The following is a 19,906-nucleotide window of genomic DNA, read 5'->3' on the forward strand; positions in this document are numbered from 1 at the left end:
CAAGGCGGCGCCCGCATGCCTTGACTCGCTTCCCGTACTCGCCAATAAACCTGAGCAACGTCGTCCTCGACCACTCATTTACTTCGTACGGGAACATCACCATGCACTGTGCAGCCAAAGGAACTGAACTGCCCCCTCCTGCCCTCCCCGACGTTGCCCATGAGGGCATTGGCCTGGCCGCTGCCAGCAACCTGCGTGCCTGCATCCACACCAATGCGGCCATGCAAACGGGTGACGTGCTGGAACTGTTCTGGGGCAATTGCTTCGTTGCCGCACACCAGCTTTCGGCCGACGACCTCGACCAGCACATCAGTTTCCAGGTACCCCGCACGCTGCTGCGCCCAGGCGCGAACCGCGTGCACTATCGCCTGCTCAAGCCCGGGTGCCGGCCTGTAAAGTCACCGTCACTGCAGGTGCTCATCAAACTGGCCTGCCCTGGTGGTGAGACCCTGTGCGAAACCACCGAAAACCCGGCGCTCGCCCCGCTGAGCCTGGCCCCTGCAATTGTTCGCCATGGCCTCGACCTGCAGCGCCTGGGGCCAACGCTGCCCTTTCGCATCGCCCCTTACCTGAACATGGCCGAAGGCGATGAAATCACCCTTCGCTGGGGTGACGTGCGCCTCGACCTGCCTGCACTCGGCGCTGACGCTATCGGCCTCGCCGTGCATGGCGAAATCCCCAGGGCGCTGGTCATCGAAGCCGGAGCGGACGACTTTCTCGACATCAGTTACTGCGTCCTTGACCGCGTGGGTAACAGCTCGCAATGGGCTGCTCCCCTGCAGGTGAAGGTTTACAACAGCCGCCCCTGACCTCCCTTCTATGTATATTCCCAAAAGTTCGTTCATTTAATTTTTACAAACAATTAAGGTATATAAACCGGACCACCGGACCCACGCTTGTTCCGTCGCCGCACCCGCGGCGACTTTCCCATCAGTGAGGTAGGTATGGTCAGGAACACAATCACCCCAGTGCGTAACGCCAGGGCATTGAGTGCAGCCAAGGAGCGGTACTGAAATGTCCAGTCTGGCAATCACCACAGTCCACAGCGACCTGGACAGCGCCCCATTACTCTTGCCGGCCAAGGTTCTGCGCACTGACGCCGAAGCCTTGCAGGCAGCCCACGAACTGGCCGCAGTCGCCCGCACCCAGGCAGCCAAACGCGATCAGCAACGCAAGCTGCCCTGGAGTGAAATCGAAATTTTCACCCACAGCGGCCTGGGCAGTATCACGATCCCCCGGGCCTATGGTGGCCCGCAGGTCTCGTTTCAGACCCTGGCCGAGGTGTTTCGCATCATCAGCGCCGCCGACCCTGCGCTCGGGCAGATCCCGCAAAATCAGGTCGGCATCCTGCAACTGCTGCAAGGCGCAGCAACCGAGCCGCAGAAAGCCCTGCTGTTCACCAGCGTGCTGAACGGCTGGCGCATCGGCAATGCCGGCCCGGAGCGCGGCACCAAGAACACCCTGGAGCTCAAGGCGCGCATTACCCGCCAAGGCGACGGTTACGTTATCAGCGGGCAGAAGTTCTACTCGACCGGCGCCCTGTACGCCCATTGGGTCGCGGTCAAAGCGCTGAATGATGAAGGCCGTCAGGTCATGGCGTTTGTACGCCGGGGCAGCCCGGGGCTGCGCATTGTCGATGACTGGTCTGGCTTCGGCCAACGCACCACCGCCAGCGGCACCGTCCTGCTGGACAAGGTTCCGGTCGACGCGGAGCTGGTCGTCGATAACTGGCGGATCGGTGAAAGCCCGAATATTCAGGGCGCCGTCTCGCAATTGATCCAGGCCGCCATCGATGCCGGGATCGCCGAAGCGGCGCTCGCCGACACCATCGCCTTTGTGCGCGAACGTGCTCGCCCATGGATCGATGCCAAGGTCGAACGCGCAAGCGACGACCCCTACGTGATCGCCGACATTGGTCGCCTGCAGCTTGAACTGCACGCGGCCCAGGCGCTGCTGAGCAAGGCCGCCCGCGTGCTGGATGCAGTGAGTGCCGCACCGATTGACGCCGAGGCGGCCGCTCGGGCCTCCATCGCCGTGGCCGAGGCCAAGGTGTTGACCACGGAAATTTCCCTGCAGGCCAGCGAGAAACTCTTCGAGCTCTCCGGTAGCCGGGCCAGCCTGGCCGAGTTCAACCTCGACCGGCATTGGCGCAATGCCCGTGTGCATACCCTGCATGACCCGGTGCGCTGGAAATACCACGCCGTCGGCGCCTATTACCTCAACGGTACCCTGCCTGCCCGGCATTCCTGGATCTGACCAGACCACTGGAGCCTCTATGAGCCTTTTGTCACCACCGCACGCCAGCGTTGCGGTTATCCACACTGATGCCCAGGCCTTGCAGATCGCCGAGGATATCGCCCAACAATTGCGTCAGGACAGCATCCTGCGCGACCGCGAGCGGCAGTTGCCGCATGCCGAACTGGCGTTGTTCTCGCGCTCTGGCCTGTGGGGTATCACGGTCCCGAAAGCCTACGGTGGTGCCGGGGTGTCCAACGTCACCCTGGCCAAGGTTATCAGCCGTATTGCCCAGGCCGACGCGTCGCTCGGCCAGATCCCGCAGAACCACTTCTATGCACTGGAAGTGCTGCGCGTCAACGGCAGCCCTGAGCAGCAGCAGCGCCTGTATGCCGAGGTACTCGCAGGCCAGCGCTTCGGCAATGCCCTGGCTGAGTTGGGCACCAAAACCGCCCATGACCGCACCACCGCACTGAGCCGTGAAGGCGAACACTGGCGCATCAATGGCCGCAAGTTCTACGCCACCGGTGCGCTGTATGCTCAACGTATTCCGACCTCGGTGGTCGACGAGCACGGTGAACAGCACCTGGCCTTCGTTCCAGCCAACAGCCCGGGCCTGAATGTCATCGACGACTGGAGTGGTTTCGGCCAACGCACCACCGGCAGTGGTTCGGTGGTGTTCGACAACGTGCAGGTAGCGGCCGACGATATCGTGCCGTTTCAAAGCGCCTTCGAGCGGCCAACACCCGTCGGGCCACTGGCGCAGATTCTCCACGCTGCGATCGACACGGGCATCGCCCGCGCCGCTTATGAAGATGCCCTGCAGTTCGTGCGTACACGCACACGGCCCTGGATCGACTCGGGTATCGAAAAAGCCACCGACGACCCGTTGAGCCTGAAGGCCTTCGGGCACCTGGCAATTCGTCTGCACGCCGCCGAGGCACTGCTCGAGCGCGCGGGTGAATACCTCGACAGGGCGCAGGCCGAAACCAATGCCGACACCGTTGCCGCCGCCTCCATTGCAGTTGCCGAAGCACGAGCCATCAGCACCGAAATCTCGCTGGCCGCCGGCAGCACCTTGTTTGAGCTGGCAGGCAGCCAGGCCACACTGGCCGAACATGGCCTTGACCGGCACTGGCGCAACGCCCGCACCCATACCCTGCACGATCCGGTGCGCTGGAAGTACCACGCCATCGGCAACTACTACCTCAACGATGAAAACCCACCACTGCGGGGGACCATCTGATGGCGAAGAAAAAGATCCTGCTCAATGCCTTCAACATGAACTGCATCGGGCACATCAACCATGGGCTGTGGACACACCCACGGGATACCTCCACCCAGTTCAACACACTGGAGTACTGGACCGACCTGGCCAAACTGCTTGAGCGCGGACTGTTCGACGGGCTATTCATCGCTGACATCGTTGGCGTCTATGACGTGTACCAGCAATCGCTGGACGTCACGCTCAAGGAGGCCATCCAGTTGCCGGTCAATGACCCGCTGCTGCTGGTGTCCGCCATGGCCGCAGTCACCCGTAACCTGGGCTTTGGCCTGACGGCCAACCTGACCTACGAGCCCCCCTATCTGTTTGCTCGACGGCTCTCCACGCTCGACCACCTGAGCCGCGGTCGGGTTGGCTGGAACATTGTCACCGGCTACCTCGACAGCGCGGCAAAAGCCATGGGCCTGGACGCCCAACCGGAGCATGACCGCCGCTACGACCAGGCCGATGAGTACCTGCAGGTGCTCTACAAACTCTGGGAGGGCAGCTGGGAAGACAATGCGGTGGTCAACGATCCACAGCAACGGGTCTATGCCCGGCCAGACAAAGTGCACAAGGTACAGCACCACGGCGAGTTCTATCGCGTCGAGGGCTATCACCTCTGCGAGCCCTCTCCGCAACGGACCCCGGTGCTGTTCCAGGCCGGTAGTTCCGAACGCGGCCTGAGTTTTGCCGGGCAGCACGCCGAGTGCGTGTTCATCAGTGGCCAGAACAAAGCCGCGACGCGGGCCCAGGTCGACAAGGTGCGGGCCGCAGCGGTCGCCGCCGGGCGCGACCCGCAGTCGATCAAGGTGTTCATGGGCCTGACGGTCATCGTTGCCGAGAGCGAGCAGAAAGCACGGGCCAAGCAGGCTGAGTACCTGCGCTACGCCAGCGCCGAAGCCGGGGTTGCGCACTTTGCCAGCTCAACCGGAATCGACTTTGCCAAGTACGACCTGGACGAACCGATCCAGTACGAAAAAAACAACGCCATCCAGTCGGCCACGAAAAACCTGCAGAACAACGACTGGACCCGCCGCAAGCTGCTCAAACAACACGCCCTCGGCGGGCGCTACATCACCCTGGTCGGCTCACCAACCCAGGTTGCCGATGAGCTGGAAGCCTGGATCGACGAAACCGGCCTGGACGGTTTCAACCTGGCGCGCACGGTCACCCCGGAAAGCTATGTCGACTTCATCGACCTGGTCATACCCGAGCTGCAACGCCGTGGCTCGTACAAAACCACCTACGAAGACGGCAGCCTGCGGGAAAAACTCTTTGGCGGCAGCGCCCGACTGCCTGACCAGCACACCGGGGCCAGCTACCGCAGCCCTTCTGAAACAACCGTCCAACCAATTGGAGCGCTACAGCATGCTTAAGACCGTTCTGGCCCGCCCTGTTGCGGCCATCGCCCTGACCCTCGGCCTGTTTGGTGCGGCACAGGCAAACGACGCCCCGCTGAAAGTCGGCACCACTGCGGCCTTCGCTCCGCCGTTGGAAGCCGCCGTCAGCGAAGCCAAGAAACAGGGGCTCAAGGTGGAACTGATCGAGTTCAGCGACTGGATCGCACCGAACGTCAGCCTCGCCAACGGTGACATCGACGTTAACTATTACCAACATGTCCCGTTCCTGGAAAACGCCAAGCACGCGGCGGGTTTCGACCTGGTGCCGTATGCACCCGGGATCATCAACAACGTGGGGCTGTACTCGAAGCGCTACAAAAGCCTCGACGAACTGCCTGAAGGCGCCAGCGTCGCGATTGCCAACGACCCGATCAACAGCGGACGCGGCCTGCAGTTGCTGGCCAAGGCAGGCTTGATCACCCTCAAGCCAGGTGTCGGCTACAAGGCGACTGAAGATGACATCGTCGCCAACCCGAAGAAGCTGAAGATTCTTCAGGTCGAAGCGGTGCAACTGGTACGGGCTTACGATGATGCCGACCTGGTGCAGGGTTATCCGCACTACATTCGCCTGGCAAACACCTTCGATGCCAACTCCGCGTTGCTGTTCGACGGCCTGGATCACAAGGAATACGTGATTCAATTCGTGATCAAACCACAGAGCAAAGATGACCCGCGCCTGGCCAGGTTCATTGATATCTACCAGCACTCGCCGGTCGTTCATAGCGCGTTGGACAAGGCCTACGGCAAGCTCTATCAGCCTGGCTGGGAGCGTTGAGATGAGTGCCGCCAACGCCCGCCTGGCGCTGGACGCGCAACCGTTCGCGCCGCCTCAAAACGCTCAGCAAAGGGCCCTGCACCCGGAGCTGAGCACAGCCCATATCCGTTTCATCGGCCTGAACAAGACCTACCCGGGGCAAGCCACCCCGGCGCTGTCAGACATCGACCTGAACATCCAGCGTGGCGAGATCTTCGGCATCATCGGCCGCAGCGGCGCGGGCAAGTCGTCGCTGATCCGCACCATCAATCGCCTGGAGCAACCGAGCAGCGGGCGGGTACTGATCGACCAGGTCGACATCGGTGAGTTCGACGAAGACCGTCTGGTGAACCTGCGTCGTCGCATCGGCATGATCTTCCAGCACTTCAACCTGATGTCGGCCAAAACCGTCTGGCAGAACGTCGAGTTGCCACTGAAGGTAGCCGGTGTGCCAAAGGAGCAACGCCAGCGCAAGGTCGCTGCGTTGCTGGAGCTGGTCGGTTTGCAGGAAAAACACCATGTCTATCCGGCACAGTTGTCCGGAGGGCAAAAGCAGCGCGTCGGCATTGCCCGGGCGCTGGTCCAGGACCCCGAAATCCTGCTCTGCGACGAAGCAACCTCGGCACTGGACCCGGAGACCACCGAGTCGATCCTTGGCCTGCTGCGCGATATCAACCAGCGCCTGGGCCTGACCATCGTGCTGATTACCCATGAGATGGCCGTGATCCGCGAGATCTGCCACCGCGTGGTGGTGCTGGAAAGGGGCCATGTCGTCGAGCAGGGCGCCGTCTGGCAAGTGTTTGGCGAGCCACAGCACGACGTCAGCAAGACCTTGCTGGCGCCACTGCAACCGGCCCTCCCCGCGCACCTGCAAGCCCGCCTCCAGGCACAAGCACCCGGCCCTGAGGCGGCGCTTGTACTGCGCTTGCGGGTCAGTGGCCGGGACAAGCATGCACCGCAGTTGTCGACACTGTTCAGTGCGCTGGGTGGCCGGGTCAGCCTCTTGCAGGGTGGCATTGAGTCGATTCAGGGAAGGCCCCTGGGCCAGTTGGTGATTTCGGTGGAGCAATCACCGCATAGCCACGACAACGTGATCGAACGCGCCCAAGGCTGGGCCGCACAGGTGGAGGTACTCGGATATGTGGTTTGATCGTCTGCTACAGGGTGTACTCGATACCTTGCTGATGGTGGGTGTGTCTTCGCTGATCGCCCTGCTTGCCGGCATCCCGTTGGCGGTGATTCTGGTCACCAGCGGCAAGGGTGGGATCTTCGAGGCACCGACCGTCAACCGGGTGCTCGGCGCCTTCGTCAACCTGTTCCGCTCGATACCGTTTCTGATTCTGATGGTGGCGTTGATCCCCTTCACCCGCCTGATCGTTGGCACCACCTACGGCGTTTGGGCAGCAGTGGTACCGCTGACCATTGCCGCAACCCCCTTCTTCGCACGGATCGCCGAGGTGAGCCTGCGCGAGGTCGATCATGGTTTGATCGAGGCGGCGCAGGCGATGGGTTGCCGACGCTGGCACATTGTCTGGCATGTACTGTTGCCTGAAGCCCTGCCAGGCATCGTCGGCGGTTTTACCATCACCCTGGTCACCATGATCAACTCCTCGGCGATGGCCGGGGCCATCGGCGCGGGCGGCCTGGGCGACATCGCCTACCGTTACGGCTACCAGCGTTTCGACAGCCAGATCATGCTGACCGTCATCGTCATGCTGGTGGTGCTGGTGGCACTGATCCAGTTGGGCGGCGACCGCCTGGCCAAGGGCCTGAACAAACGCTGACCCCCTGTGGGAGCGGGCTTGCCCGCGATACAGTCGCCGCGTACTACTGTACCTGCCACGCGCGCCGCACCTCCGTACAGTCAAGCGTGTTTCGGCTCCTTGATCTTGAACCAGGCCACATACAGCGCCGGCAGGAACAGCAACGTCAGCAAGGTTGCGATGATGATCCCGCCGATCATCGCGTAGGCCATCGGCCCCCAGAACACTTCTCGCGCAATCGGGAGCATGCCCAGACTCGCCGCGGCGGCCGTCAGCAGGATCGGCCGACGTCGGTGATCGGTCGCCTGCATGACGGCCTCCCACGGGCCATAGCCCTGGGCTTCATACTCATCAATCTGCGTCACCAAAATCACCGAGTTACGGATGATGATACCGATCAACGCCAAGATCCCCAGGATCGCCACGAAGCCCATCGGCGTACCGGTCGGCACCAACGCCAGCACCACGCCAATCAACCCCAACGGGGCGACGCTGACGACCAGGAAGAGCTTCTGCACGCTGTGCAGCTGGATCATCAGAAAGGTCGCCATCAGGAACAGCATCAGTGGCACAACCTTGGCAATTGGCGCCTGGGCCTTGGCGCTGGACTCCACCGTACCGCCGGTGGCCACCTGATAGCCCGCTGGCAACTTGCCGGCGAATTCATCGATCTGCGGCTTGAGCTGCTTGACCAGATCGGTGGGCTGAATCTCACTGCTGACCGCTGCCTTCACGGTAATGGTCGGTTTGCGGTCGCGACGCCAGACCAGCGGCTGCTCCAGCTCATAGCGCACGGTCGCGAACGCCAGCAGCGGGATCGAGGTGCCATTAGGGCTGAGGATCTGCAGGTTCTGCAGGGTCTGTGGCGAGGCACGCTCATTGTCATCGGCGCGGGAGATCACGTCGATCAGGTAAATGTTGTCACGCACCTGTGTCACCGCCGCACCGCTGACAATACCATTCATGATGCTGGCGACATCTTCGGAAGACAGCCCCAACTGCCGGGCCTTGTCCTGAGCAATGTCGATACGCATGACCTTGCCCGGTTCGTTCCAGTCGTAAATGATCTCGCCGATGTTCGGGTTGCTATCAAGCAAGGTCGCCAGCCCGATGGCATGCCGCCGAACCTGATCGATGTCCGAACCACTGACCCGGTACTGGATCGGCCAGCCCACGGGTGGCCCCATCTCAAGCGACTGCAGGTAGGTACTGATGCCGACGAAATCGGTTTTCAGCCGTTCCCGCAAGCGGGCCATCAACGCCCCTCGCTCCTCAAAGCCCTTGCTGACGATGACAAACTGGGCAAAGTAGGGGTTGACCAGTTGTTGGTCCAGCGGCAAGTAGAAACGGATCGCGCCCTGGCCAATGTAACTGCTCCAGTGAACGATATCCGGATCACCCTTGAGCGTTGCTTCAAAGCGGTCAACCGCCTTTCGGGTCTCTTCGATCGAGGCATTCTGCGGCAGGTTGAAGTCGATAAGAAACTCAGGGCGGTCCGAGGCCGGAAAGAACTGGTTCTGCACGAATCGCATGGCGAACAACGACAGCGCAAACAGCAGCACCGTGGCAATGATCGTTAGCCAATGATGGCGCATGCACCAAAGCAAACCGTTCTGGAACGCCTTGTCAAAGCGCCCGGCTTTCTTGTCGTGGGCCTTCACCTTGGCATTGAGGATATGCACACCCAGCACCGGGGCAAACAGCACGGCAACCACCCATGACACCAGCAGGGATGCGGCAATCACCGCAAACAAGGTATAGGTGTACTCACCCGCCGAGCTGGCGTTAAGGCCAATGGGCACGAAACCGGCAACCGTCACCAGCGTGCCGGTCAACATCGGGAACGCCGTCGAGGTGTAGGCGAAGGTCGCCGCTTGCTCTTTGGTCTCGCCCATTTCCAGGCGGGTGACCATCACCTCGACGGTAATCATGGCATCGTCCACCAACAACCCCAGAGCAATGATCAAAGCCCCCAGAGAGATCCGCTGCATGGTGATACCGCTGTACTCCATGAACACGAAGACCATGGCCAATACCAGCGGGATCGAACACGCCACCACCAACCCGGCACGGATGCCAAGGCTGATGAAACTCACCACCAGCACGATCACCACCGCCTCGAACAGCGCACTGGTAAAACCACCAACGGCTTCTTCGACCACCACCGCCTGATCCGAGACGGTATGTACCCCGACGCCCACCGGCAGGTCGGCGATCACTTCCTCCATCTTCTTGTGCAGGGCCTCACCGAATACCTGCATGTTACCGCCGGACTTCATGCCGACGCCCAGGCCAATCGCCGTCTGACCATTGAAGCGGAACATCGGCGTCGGCGGGTCGACGTAACCGCGGCTGATATCGGCAATGTCAGCCAACCGGTAAAAGCGATCGTTGAGACGCAGGCTCACCTGTTCCAGGTCTTTCTCGGAGGCAAACTGGCCTGTGGTGCGCACCGAAATCCGCTCAGGCCCCGCCTCGATGATGCCTGCAGGCGTTACCGCGTTCTGCGCTTGCAGAGCCTGCAATACCTGACGCCGGTCTATGCCCAATGCGGCCATCTTGCGGGTGGAGAAATTCAGGTAAAGCACTTCGTCCTGCGCGCCGATCATCAACACCTTGCCCAGATTCGGTACCGCACGAATCTCGGCACGCACTTGCTCGACATAGTCGCGCAACTGCCGCATGGTCAGCCCATCAGCAGTAAAGGCGTAGATGGAGCCATACACGTCGCCAAACTCGTCGTTGAAACCCGGCCCCTGAACCCCCTTGGGAAAATCGGCCTTGATGTCCTGGATCTTCTTGCGAACCTGGTACCAGATATCCGGGATGTCCTCGGCCTTGGTGGTGTCGAGCAGGTTGACGTACACCGTCGACTCACCCGGGCGGGTGTAACTTTTCACATAATCGAGAGAGTCCAGTTCTTCGAGCTTCTTTTCGATCCGGTCAGTGATCTGATTGAGGGTCTCATCCTGGGTCGCACCCGGCCAACTGGTCTGGATGACCATGGTCTTGATGGCAAAGGAAGGGTCTTCTTCCCGGCCCAGGTTCAGGTAGGAGAACACGCCCATCAACAGGGATACGAACATCAGGTACCAGACGAACGACTGGTGTTTGAGCGCCCATTCGGACAGGTTGAAGCTCCCTTTCATGGGCCCACCTCATCAAGTTTGACCTTTTGCCCCGGCTTCAGGCTGTGTACCCCGGCACTGACCACTCGCTCACCAACCTGCACCCCCGACGCCAACGCGACCCTATCGTCGTTACGCTCAAGTACCTTGACCTCACGGGGCGAGACGGTCTGCTGCTGCTCGTCGACCACCCATACCCGGCTCTGGCCGTCAGCCTCTTGCACAGCGCTGACGGGTAGCTCCACACGTGGCGCTACGGCCGAACTCAGAGAGACACTGATCGCCGTCCCCAGACGGAAGCCGATCGGCGCCTCGGCCAGGGTCAGACGGGCGCGACGGGTTCGGGTCGCCGCATCGGCCTGCGGCTCAAGCTCACGCAGCGAAGCGGACGTTTGGGTACTGGGGTCAAGCTGCGCCTCGACATGAAAACGCAAGCCCTTGGGCAACTGTTCAGCCAGTGTTGTCGGCAGGTCGATGACCGCCTCCTTGACGTCAGGACGGGCCAAGGTGACCACGGGTTGGCCGGCGGTAACGGTCTGTCCGGCTTCGGCTTGCCAGGCCGTCACAACGCCCCCATGGTCGGTGTGCAGCTCGGTGTAGCCGAGCTGGTCACGCGCCTGCCTGAACGCCGCACTGGCCTGGTCCAGGGCAGCCTTGGTGGTCTTCAGGTTGGTCTGGGCAATATCCAACTGGGCCAGCGCGCCGGCCCCCCGGTCGTACAACTGCTGCTGGCGTCGGGCATTGGCCTGGGCATTGATCAATTGGGCCTGGATCTTGGCGAGGTCACCCTCGGCGGCGCGCAACTGGTTACGCTGATCGGTCGGGTCAAGCGTGGCCAGCAAGGCATCCTTGGCCACCTCGGTGCCAACATCCACATGACGCTGAGCGATTCGTCCACCCACCCGAAAACCCAGGTTGGTTTCATAGCGGGCCTGGATGCTCCCGGCATAGCGCCCCCATTGTTGAGTGTCCTGTGTCGTGACCCGCAACGTCAGTACCGGGCGCACAGGCTCCTCACTGTGTTCCTCGGTGCAGGCAACCAGGCACAGGCAGGTGCTGATAAGGATCGCAACAGATTTCATGGCGCCACCCCTTCAGCACTTGCCGGAACCACCTCGACCACTGCACCAGGGTGCAAGGTCTGGCCACCGGCCACGACCACCGTCTCACCGCCCTTCAGCCCCTCCGCGATCACCACCTTGCCGGTCAGGTAGCGGCTGACGGTCACCAACTGCAAGTTGACCTTGCCGTCCTTGTCGACCACCCAGACAGCTGGATCATGCAGCGCCTTGGTCAAGGCCGCCCAAGGCAGCTCGACACTTGTTTTACCCGCAGCATTCACGCTGGCACTGACCACGGAGCCCAGCTCCATGCCCTTGGGAGTCGAGTCCAGCCCGACTTTTACCTGCACAGTACCGCTCTGCGCCGAGACGGTCGGGTTAACCTCACGCACCCGCCCCGAGGCCTGCACCTGCGGGTTATCGACCATACGAACGGTCACACGCCGGTCATTACGTGGGTCAACCGACAGCGACTCATACACGTTGAACACCGCGTCGCGCGGGCCATCGGCAGCCAGGCTGAAAATGGGCATTGTCGCTTGAACCACCTGCCCGACTTCGGCCTGACGCGCGGTGATGACGCCTGCGGTATCGGCTACAAGTGCGGCATAACTCAACTGCTCACGAGCACTGGCCAACTGCGCCTCGGCAGCCTTCAGTGCGCTGCGGCTGCTGAGCAGGGCGGCTTCGGCGGTGTCGTATTCGCTCTGGCTGGTGTAGCCCTTTGGCAGCAGCTTTTGCTGCCGGGCAAACGCCGTACTGGCCTGGGTGACACGTGCCTGCTCGGCAAACACCTGTGCAGCGGCCGAATCGACGGCGGTCTGCAGGTCCTTGGGGTCAAGCCTTGCCAGCACCTGCTTGGCCGTCACCCGGTCACCGACATCGACACTGCGGGAAATGATCTTGCCGCCCACCCGGAACGACAACTCAGTCTGTACACGTGCCTGGATATCGCCCGTCAGCGTCGCTGCGGCAGCGTAATCATTGGTTTCGGCAACCTGAACCACAACACGCGGGCGTTGCGACTCAATGGTTTCTTTCTCGCCACAGGCACCCAGTAGCAACGTTAGTCCCAGGCAGACGATCAGGTTTGGACGCGACACCGGCATGCGAGCTCCTTGCGATACCCAGTCGAAGAGAGGATGCGAGTGTTAGCGTAGATCAGGGTTACAAGCGCCGCTTGCGAAGCCAGCGAAGGAATGCAGGAATCGACGCTACATTGCGTAGGTCAAAAGGAAATGTTGATTCAGATCAGAGAGACAGAAAAGGCCGCCCGGGTGAGGGGCGACCTTTTCGGCGATACCATCATTGCGCAAGCGCATACGCCAGCTGACGTATGCGCTTGCTTGCACTTACACCGAAACGGCAGCAGGTGCCGGCGCGCGACGCACGTCCGGCTGCTTCCACGAGTCGGCTGCACTTTCCTCGATGGCTTGCTGGATAGCCCGACGGCGGCGCTCTTCGGCCCGACGGCTGAAGTACCAGACCAGGAAGGTCACGAACGACACCGACAGCAGAATCAAGCTGGCCACCGCGTTGATTTCCGGCTTCACGCCCAGACGCACAGCCGAGAAAACTTCCATCGGCAGGGTGGTCGAGCCCGGGCCGGAGACGAAGCTGGCCAATACCAGGTCGTCCAGCGACAGGGCAAAGGACATCATGCCGCCCGCTGCCAGCGAAGGCGCGATCATCGGAATGGTGATCAGGAAGAACACCTTCCATGGCCGCGCACCCAGGTCCATTGCAGCCTCTTCGATAGACAGGTCCAGCTCGCGCAGGCGTGCCGACACCACAACCGCTACATAGGCAGAGCAAAAGGTGGTGTGCGCAATCCAGATGGTGAGGATACCGCGCTCCTGCGGCCAGCCGATCATCTGTGCCATTGCCACGAACAGCAGCAGCAGCGACAGGCCGGTAATCACCTCAGGCATGACCAATGGCGCAGTGACCAGGCCACCAAACAGGGTACGGCCCTTGAAGCGGGTTACCCGGGTCAGCACGAAAGCCGCCAGGGTACCGAGCACCACGGCGGCAATCGCGGTGTAGCAGGCGATTTCCAGCGAGCGCGCCACCGAGCCCATCAACTGGCTGTTGTCGAGCAGGCCAACGTACCACTTCACCGACCAGCCGCCCCAGACCGTCACCAGCTTGGAGGCGTTGAACGAGTAGATCACCAGGATCAGCATCGGCAGGTAGATGAACAGCAAGCCCACTACCAGCATCAGCTTGGAGAAACTGAAACGCTTCATGCCCGACCCTCCATCTCTTTGGCCTGACTACGGTTGAAGAGCAGGATCGGTACGATCAGGATCGCCAGCATCACTACCGCCAGTGCCGAAGCCACTGGCCAGTCACGGTTGTTGAAGAACTCTTGCCACAGCACTTTACCGATCATCAGGGTTTCCGGGCCGCCGAGCAGTTCTGGGATGACGAACTCACCCACCACCGGAATGAACACCAGCATGCAACCGGCGATGATCCCGTTCTTGGACAGCGGCACGGTGATTTTCCAGAAGCTGTTGAAGGTGCTGGAACCCAGGTCGGAAGCGGCCTCAAGCAGGCTTGGGTCGTGCTTCACCAGGTTGGCATACAGCGGCAGGATCATGAACGGCAGGTACGAGTACACCACACCGATGTAAACCGCCAGGTTGGTGTTGAGGATCTGCAACGGCTCGTCGATAAAGCCCATGGTCATCAAGAAGCCGTTAAGCAGGCCGTTGTTGCTGAGGATGCCCATCCAGGCATAGACCCGAATCAGGATCGCGGTCCAGGTCGGCATCATGATCAGCAGCAGCAGGACCGTCTGGGTTTCCTTGCGCGCATTGGCGATGGCGTAGGCCATCGGAAAGCCAATCAACAAGCACAGCAGCGTGCTGATGAAAGCCATCTTCAACGAGCCCAGGTAGGCCGACAGGTACAGTTCGTCGTCGGTCAACATGGCGTAGTTGCCGAGGTTCAGCACCAGCTCGAGTTTCTGCTCGACGAAGGTGTAGATCTCGGTGTACGGCGGAATAGCGACGTCCGCTTCGGCAAAGCTGATCTTCAGCACGATGAAGAACGGCAGCATGAAGAACAGGAACAGCCACAGGAATGGCGCACCAATGACCAGGTGACGCCCCTCGGGAACCAGGCGCTGGAAAGCGCGCTTCAGTTTTCGAATTTTCATGAGCGCAATACCACACCGGAGTCATCTTCCCAGCACACATAGACCTGGTCACCCCAGGTCGGCCGGGTTCCCTGGCGTTCGGCGTTGGCAACGAACGACTGCACCACCTTGCCGCTCGGCAACTCGACGTAGAACACCGAATGGCCACCCAAGTAGGCAATATCGTGAACCTTGCCGCGCGACCAGTTGTGCTCACATGACGGTTGCTCGGTGGTTACCAGCAGCTTCTCTGGGCGCAGCGCATAGGTGATGTGCTTGTCTTCCACCGAGGTAGTGACGCCGTGGCCAACGTAGATGCCGCGCTCAAGCTCGGGGCTGGAGATCAGCGCATAGCTTTCGGCATCGTCCACCACTTCGCCTTCGAACAGGTTGACGTTGCCGATGAACTCACAGACCAGGCGGCTGGTCGGGGTCTCGTAGACGTCGATCGGGCTACCGATCTGGGCGATCCAGCCCAGGTGCATGATCGCAATGCGCTCGGCCATGGTCATGGCCTCTTCCTGGTCGTGGGTCACCATCACGCAGGTCACCCCCACGCGCTCGATGATCTGCACCAGTTCCAGTTGCATCTGCGAACGCAACTTCTTGTCCAGTGCGCCCATTGGCTCGTCGAGCAACAGCAGTTTTGGCCGTTTGGCCAAGGAGCGGGCCAGGGCCACACGTTGACGCTGACCGCCGGAAAGCTGGTGCGGCTTGCGCTTGGCATACTGGGTCATGTGCACCAGCTTGAGCATCTCGGCCACACGGGCGTCGATCTCGGCAGCCGGCATGCGGTCCTGCTTCAGGCCGAACGCGATGTTCTGCGCAACGGTCATGTGCGGGAACAGCGCATAGGACTGGAACATCATGTTGATCGGCCGTTCATAAGGCGGCATATCGGTGATGTCGACACCATCGAGGAAGATGCGGCCTTCGGTCGGACGCTCGAAACCGGCCAACATCCGCAGCAATGTGGATTTACCCGAGCCGGAGCCACCCAGCAGGGCGAAGATCTCGCCCTTGCGGATTTCCAGGGACACATCGTCCACGGCGACCGTTTCGTCGAACTTTTTTGTAACCCGATCGATCTTCACCAGCACCTGTTTAGGTTGCTGGCCGCCATCGAGGGCTTTTTTATAGGCACCGGAGGCAACAGCCATGTGTGAAACTCCCAACAAGAATTTTTGCAGCCCGCCCCTGCCGTGACGGGCCCTGGATACTCATTTGCCCGACTTGACCTTGGTCCAGCTACGGGTCATCAAACGTTGCACCTTGGGTGGCAACTCAGCATTGACGTACAACTTGTCCAGCACCTCTTGCGGTGGATAAACCGCTGCGTCGGTCCTAACGCTCTGGTCCATCAGATCGCCAGCCTTTGGATTCGGGTTGGCATAACCGACGTAATCGCTGACCTGGGCAATAACCTCAGGCTTGAGCAAATAGTTGATGAAAGCGTGCGCCTCTTTGAGATTGCCGGCGTCCTTGGGAATCGCCAGCATGTCGAACCAGAGGTTGCCGCCCTCCTTGGGAATTGCATACGCCACCTGCACACCCTTGCCCGCCTCTTCAGCGCGGGACTTGGCCTGGAATACATCGCCGGAGAAGCCAGCAGCCACACAGATGTCGCCGTTGGCCAGGTCCGAGATGTACTTGGACGAGTGGAAATAGGTCACGTAAGGGCGTACCGCCATCAGCTTGGCCTCGGCCTTTTTATAGTCGGCCGGGTTGGTACTGTTGGGGTCCAGGCCCATGTAATTGAGCACTGCTGGGAGCATCTCGTCCGGGGAGTCGAGGAACGCGACACCGCACGCGGACAGCTTCTTGATGTTTTCCGGCTCGAACAGCATGGCCCACGAGTCGATCTTGTCGGTACCCAGCACGGCCTTGACCTTATCGACGTTGTAACCAATGCCGTTGGTGCCCCACAGGTAAGGCACCGCATACTGGTTGCCCGGGTCGTTCTTGTTCAGGCGCTTGAGCAGAGCAGGATCGAGGTTCTGCCAGTTCGGCAGCAGCGATTTGTCGAGTTTCTGGAACGCACCCGCCTTGATCTGCTTGCCGAGGAAATGGTTGGACGGCACGACCACGTCATAGCCGGAACGACCGGCCAGTAGTTTGCCTTCCAGGGTTTCATTGGAATCAAACACGTCATACAACGGCTTGATACCGGTTTCTTTCTCAAAATCTGCCAGTGTGGTCTGGCCGATATAATCCGACCAGTTGTAAATGTGCACCGTGGGCGCCGCTTGGACGCTGATCGCCAGCGTCAGACCCGCTCCAGCCATCAAGGCCTTGCGAAATACAGAAATAGACAAGTGGAAGGTCCTCTCAATAGTGCCCGAGCTAAACGACAGAATGCTCTGCCGGATAACCAAACCGGCGCGCAACTTACCTTCGATACACCCAACCGGCAAAAAATATTTGCCCTCACCTCCCGCGAAAGCGCTGCCCTAGAGCTTCCGGGCAGCGCTCAGCGGGTCAACCCAGGCTTATTTGCCCGACTTGATCTTGGTCCAGCTGCGCGTCAGGATCCGCTGGGTAGCCGGCGGCAGGTCGCTGATTGCATACAGCTTGGCCTTCACTTCATCCGACGGGTAAATGCTCGGATCGCCAGAGATGTCCTTGTCCACCAGCGGCGTTGCCGCTTTGTTGCCGTTCGGGAAGCGTACGGCGTTGGTGATCTCGGCCATGATTTCCGGCTGCATCAGGAAGTTCATGAACTGATAGGCTGCGTCGAGGTTCTCGGCATCCTTTGGAATCGCGACCATGTCATAGAAGCTGCCCGCGCCTTCTTTCGGAATGGCGTAGCTGATCTTGACCTTGTCGCCAGCTTCATGAGCACGCGCCTTGGACTGTTCCAGGTCACCCGAGTAACCCACGGCGACGCAGATGTTGCCGTTGGCCAGGTCCGAGATGTACTTGGAGGAGTGGAAGTAAGCGATCGAAGGGCGGATTTTCAGGAACAGCGCTTCGGCCTCAGCCAACTGCTTCTTGTCCTGGGAATCGGTCGGGTAGCCGAGGTAGTGCAGCGCTACCGGAATCATCTCGGTCGGCGAATCGAGGAAGCTCACGCCGCAGCTCTTGAGCTTGGCGATGTTCTCCGGCTTGAGCACCACGTCCCAGGAATCGATCTTGTCGACGCCCAGCGCAGCCTTGACCTTCTCCGGGTTGTAGCCGATGCCGATCGTGCCCCACATGTAAGGGAAGGCGTGCACGTTGCCCTTGTCGCTGGCATTGCCAACGGCGTTGAGCAGGTCGGTATCGAGGTTCTTCCAGTTCGGCAGCTTGGACTTGTCCAGCTCCTGGTAAACCCCGGCCTTGATCTGCTTGGCCAGGAAGTTGTTCGAAGGTACGACCACGTCGTAACCGGATTTACCGGCCAGCAACTTGGCTTCCAGCGTTTCGTTACTGTCGAAAACGTCGTAGACCACCTTGATGCCCGACTGCTTTTCGAACTTGGCGATGGTGTCTGCTGCAATGTAGTCAGACCAGTTGTACACGTGCAGCGTCTTGTCTTCTGCCTGAACAGCACTGGCCATTGCCCCCATCAGGGACATTGCCAACAGCGTCTTGCCCAATTTCTTCATGCGTAATGCTCCAGAATTTTTATTGACCATCTGTTCAGCAACCGGGACCTTCGGCGCAGGCACTAGGCGACTGAAACAGCCGCTAGTCTGGCAAGGTACAAGGCGCTCTTTCAAGGAAAGAGCAACCCTGAACCCCCTTAATGTCACAACGCTAGCCTAGCAGCAGGCTTACTGGATCGCCTCATAGGTCAGGTCCAGGCATTTACGTGCCTTTTCCACCAGCTCATCGATCTCTTCACGCGTGATCACCAACGGCGGCGCAATGATCATGGTGTCGCCTACAGCGCGCATGATCAGCCCGTTGTCGAAGCAGAACTGCCGGCAGATCATGCCCACGCCTTTGCCTTCATAGCGCGCACGGGTCGTTTTGTCCTTGACCAGTTCGATCGCACCGAGCATCCCCAAGCCACGAACTTCACCCACCAGCGGGTGATCGTTTAGCTCGCGTAGACGCTTTTGCAAATACGGTGCCGTTTCCTCATGAACGTGCGTGATGACCTTCTCGTCACGCAGAATGCGCAGGTTTTCCAGGCCTACTGCAGCGGCCACCGGGTGGCCTGAGTAGGTGAAGCCGTGGTTGAAGTCGCCGCCTTCAGTGACCACGCGGGCCACTTCGTCACGCACGATAACGCCGCCCATGGGGATGTAACCGGAGGTCAGGCCCTTGGCGATGGTCATCAGGTCAGGTTTGAGGTCGTAATAATCGGAACCGAACCACTCACCGGTGCGACCAAAGCCACAGATCACTTCGTCTGCAACGAAAAGAATCTCGTACTTGGCGAGGATTTCCTTGACCTTGGGCCAGTAGGTTTCTGGCGGAATAATCACGCCACCGGCCCCTTGAATCGGCTCGGCAATGAAGGCCGCAACGTTGTCCTCACCCACTTCGAGAATCTTTTTCTCCAGCTGCTCGGCCGCCCAGACGCCAAACTCGTCCGGGGTCATGTCGCCGCCCTCACCGAACCAGTAAGGTTGCGGAATGTGCACGATGCCCGGAATCGGCAGGTCGCCCTGCTCGTGCATGAAGGCCATGCCACCCAGGCTGGCGCCCGCGACAGTCGAACCGTGGTAGCCGTTAACGCGACCGATGATCACCTTCTTCTGCGGCTTGCCTTTGAGCGCCCAGTAATGGCGCACCATACGCAGTACGGTGTCGTTACCTTCGGAGCCGGAACCGGTGAAGAACACATGGCTCATACCCTTCGGAGCAACCGCGGAAATGGCTTTGGCCAACTCCAGTGCCGGTGGGTGAGCGGTCTGGAAGAACAGGTTGTAGTAAGGCAGCTCACGCATCTGGTCGCTGGCCGCTTTCACCAGCTCTTCACGACCGTAGCCAACCGCCACACACCAAAGCCCGGCCATGCCATCGAGGATCTTGTTGCCCTCGCTGTCCCACAAGTACACACCCTTGGCCTTGGTAATAATGCGCGGGCCTTTCTCCTTCAACTGTTTATAGTCGCTGAAAGGGGCCAAGTGGTGCTCGCCGCTCAAGGCTTGCCATTCACGGGTTTGCGGGTTCTTGACGCTCATGTGCTTCTCCAATTGCTGGCGGCCGCGCTCCTGCGG

General features: G+C 60.5%; 16 protein-coding genes. 7 read left to right on the top strand and 9 right to left on the bottom strand.

Annotation, left to right across the window (positions count from 1 at the left end):
• The first annotated feature begins 101 nt into the window (after positions 1 to 101).
• The 7 genes from UIA24_RS05935 (at position 102) to UIA24_RS05965 (ending at position 7,440) form a co-directional block, all read left to right on the top strand.
• Complete coding sequence (locus tag UIA24_RS05935; RefSeq protein WP_330522413.1) at positions 102 to 809, top strand: hypothetical protein; 708 nt, start codon at positions 102 to 104, stop codon at positions 807 to 809.
• Between the two features lie 205 nt (positions 810 to 1,014).
• Entirely contained in the window at positions 1,015 to 2,256 is a 1,242-nt protein-coding gene (locus tag UIA24_RS05940) for an SfnB family sulfur acquisition oxidoreductase (protein WP_330522414.1), read from the top strand.
• A 19-nt stretch (positions 2,257 to 2,275) separates the two neighbouring features.
• The gene (locus UIA24_RS05945) at positions 2,276 to 3,481 is read left to right on the top strand and encodes an SfnB family sulfur acquisition oxidoreductase (protein ID WP_330522415.1); all 1,206 of its coding nucleotides are present in this window, start codon (positions 2,276 to 2,278) and stop codon (positions 3,479 to 3,481) included.
• Positions 3,481 to 4,878 carry an LLM class flavin-dependent oxidoreductase gene (locus tag UIA24_RS05950; RefSeq protein ID WP_330522416.1) on the top strand — a complete coding sequence of 466 codons (1,398 nt, stop codon included), beginning with the start codon at positions 3,481 to 3,483 and terminating at the stop codon, positions 4,876 to 4,878. Before UIA24_RS05945 ends, UIA24_RS05950 begins: the two co-directional genes overlap by 1 nt.
• Positions 4,871 to 5,677, top strand: a complete 807-nt coding sequence (locus UIA24_RS05955; protein ID WP_330522417.1) for a MetQ/NlpA family ABC transporter substrate-binding protein — start codon at positions 4,871 to 4,873, stop codon at positions 5,675 to 5,677. The genes UIA24_RS05950 and UIA24_RS05955 overlap by 8 nt, the downstream gene beginning before the upstream one ends.
• A gap of 1 nt (position 5,678) precedes the next feature.
• Complete coding sequence (locus UIA24_RS05960; protein WP_330522418.1) at positions 5,679 to 6,806, top strand: methionine ABC transporter ATP-binding protein; 1,128 nt, start codon at positions 5,679 to 5,681, stop codon at positions 6,804 to 6,806.
• Positions 6,796 to 7,440: a methionine ABC transporter permease gene (locus UIA24_RS05965; RefSeq protein WP_099776246.1), complete on the top strand. Its 645-nt coding sequence runs from the start codon at positions 6,796 to 6,798 to the stop codon at positions 7,438 to 7,440. Before UIA24_RS05960 ends, UIA24_RS05965 begins: the two co-directional genes overlap by 11 nt.
• Before the next feature lie 80 nt (positions 7,441 to 7,520).
• Here UIA24_RS05965 and UIA24_RS05970 read toward each other — a convergent pair whose 3' ends face one another.
• The 9 genes from UIA24_RS05970 to UIA24_RS06010 form a co-directional block, all read right to left on the bottom strand.
• The gene (locus tag UIA24_RS05970) at positions 7,521 to 10,568 is read right to left on the bottom strand and encodes an efflux RND transporter permease subunit (RefSeq protein WP_102052475.1); all 3,048 of its coding nucleotides are present in this window, start codon (positions 10,566 to 10,568) and stop codon (positions 7,521 to 7,523) included.
• On the bottom strand, positions 10,565 to 11,629 hold the full coding sequence (locus UIA24_RS05975; protein WP_102052476.1) for an efflux RND transporter periplasmic adaptor subunit: 1,065 nt from the start codon (positions 11,627 to 11,629) through the stop codon (positions 10,565 to 10,567). The genes UIA24_RS05970 and UIA24_RS05975 overlap by 4 nt, the downstream gene beginning before the upstream one ends.
• A complete protein-coding gene (locus UIA24_RS05980; protein ID WP_330522419.1) occupies positions 11,626 to 12,717 on the bottom strand; it encodes an efflux RND transporter periplasmic adaptor subunit in 1,092 nt (363 codons plus the stop codon). The genes UIA24_RS05975 and UIA24_RS05980 overlap by 4 nt, the downstream gene beginning before the upstream one ends.
• Before the next feature lie 243 nt (positions 12,718 to 12,960).
• Entirely contained in the window at positions 12,961 to 13,857 is an 897-nt protein-coding gene (locus tag UIA24_RS05985) for an ABC transporter permease subunit (protein WP_330522420.1), read from the bottom strand.
• Positions 13,854 to 14,774: an ABC transporter permease subunit gene (locus UIA24_RS05990; protein ID WP_102052478.1), complete on the bottom strand. Its 921-nt coding sequence runs from the start codon at positions 14,772 to 14,774 to the stop codon at positions 13,854 to 13,856. Before UIA24_RS05990 ends, UIA24_RS05985 begins: the two co-directional genes overlap by 4 nt.
• Positions 14,771 to 15,913 (bottom strand): polyamine ABC transporter ATP-binding protein, encoded by a 1,143-nt coding sequence (potA, locus tag UIA24_RS05995; protein WP_065760073.1) that lies wholly within the window; start codon positions 15,911 to 15,913, stop codon positions 14,771 to 14,773. Before potA ends, UIA24_RS05990 begins: the two co-directional genes overlap by 4 nt.
• Before the next feature lie 60 nt (positions 15,914 to 15,973).
• Positions 15,974 to 17,068 (bottom strand): polyamine ABC transporter substrate-binding protein, encoded by a 1,095-nt coding sequence (locus UIA24_RS06000; RefSeq protein ID WP_102052479.1) that lies wholly within the window; start codon positions 17,066 to 17,068, stop codon positions 15,974 to 15,976.
• A gap of 174 nt (positions 17,069 to 17,242) precedes the next feature.
• The gene (locus tag UIA24_RS06005) at positions 17,243 to 18,340 is read right to left on the bottom strand and encodes a polyamine ABC transporter substrate-binding protein (protein WP_102052480.1); all 1,098 of its coding nucleotides are present in this window, start codon (positions 18,338 to 18,340) and stop codon (positions 17,243 to 17,245) included.
• Between the two features lie 168 nt (positions 18,341 to 18,508).
• Positions 18,509 to 19,870: an aspartate aminotransferase family protein gene (locus UIA24_RS06010; RefSeq protein ID WP_065760070.1), complete on the bottom strand. Its 1,362-nt coding sequence runs from the start codon at positions 19,868 to 19,870 to the stop codon at positions 18,509 to 18,511.
• Positions 19,871 to 19,906 lie beyond the last annotated feature (36 nt).

Origin of the sequence: Pseudomonas sp. AL 58, from assembly GCF_036348395.1 — a bacterium.
Lineage (GTDB): Bacteria > Pseudomonadota > Gammaproteobacteria > Pseudomonadales > Pseudomonadaceae > Aquipseudomonas > Aquipseudomonas defluvii.

Excerpts from the sequence above, each read along its gene's own strand:
- UIA24_RS05935 (WP_330522413.1), top strand. The coding sequence starts at position 102 with ATGCACTGTGCAGCCAAAGGAACTGAACTGCCCCCTCCTGCCCTCCCC.
- UIA24_RS05940 (WP_330522414.1), top strand. The coding sequence starts at position 1,015 with ATGTCCAGTCTGGCAATCACCACAGTCCACAGCGACCTGGACAGCGCC.
- UIA24_RS05945 (WP_330522415.1), top strand. The coding sequence starts at position 2,276 with ATGAGCCTTTTGTCACCACCGCACGCCAGCGTTGCGGTTATCCACACT.
- UIA24_RS05950 (WP_330522416.1), top strand. The coding sequence starts at position 3,481 with ATGGCGAAGAAAAAGATCCTGCTCAATGCCTTCAACATGAACTGCATC.
- UIA24_RS05955 (WP_330522417.1), top strand. The coding sequence starts at position 4,871 with ATGCTTAAGACCGTTCTGGCCCGCCCTGTTGCGGCCATCGCCCTGACC.
- UIA24_RS05960 (WP_330522418.1), top strand. The coding sequence starts at position 5,679 with ATGAGTGCCGCCAACGCCCGCCTGGCGCTGGACGCGCAACCGTTCGCG.
- UIA24_RS05965 (WP_099776246.1), top strand. The coding sequence starts at position 6,796 with ATGTGGTTTGATCGTCTGCTACAGGGTGTACTCGATACCTTGCTGATG.
- UIA24_RS05970 (WP_102052475.1), bottom strand. The coding sequence starts at position 10,568 with ATGAAAGGGAGCTTCAACCTGTCCGAATGGGCGCTCAAACACCAGTCG.
- UIA24_RS05975 (WP_102052476.1), bottom strand. The coding sequence starts at position 11,629 with ATGAAATCTGTTGCGATCCTTATCAGCACCTGCCTGTGCCTGGTTGCC.
- UIA24_RS05980 (WP_330522419.1), bottom strand. The coding sequence starts at position 12,717 with ATGCCGGTGTCGCGTCCAAACCTGATCGTCTGCCTGGGACTAACGTTG.
- UIA24_RS05985 (WP_330522420.1), bottom strand. The coding sequence starts at position 13,857 with ATGAAGCGTTTCAGTTTCTCCAAGCTGATGCTGGTAGTGGGCTTGCTG.
- UIA24_RS05990 (WP_102052478.1), bottom strand. The coding sequence starts at position 14,774 with ATGAAAATTCGAAAACTGAAGCGCGCTTTCCAGCGCCTGGTTCCCGAG.
- potA (WP_065760073.1), bottom strand. The coding sequence starts at position 15,913 with ATGGCTGTTGCCTCCGGTGCCTATAAAAAAGCCCTCGATGGCGGCCAG.
- UIA24_RS06005 (WP_102052480.1), bottom strand. The coding sequence starts at position 18,340 with ATGAAGAAATTGGGCAAGACGCTGTTGGCAATGTCCCTGATGGGGGCA.
- UIA24_RS06010 (WP_065760070.1), bottom strand. The coding sequence starts at position 19,870 with ATGAGCGTCAAGAACCCGCAAACCCGTGAATGGCAAGCCTTGAGCGGC.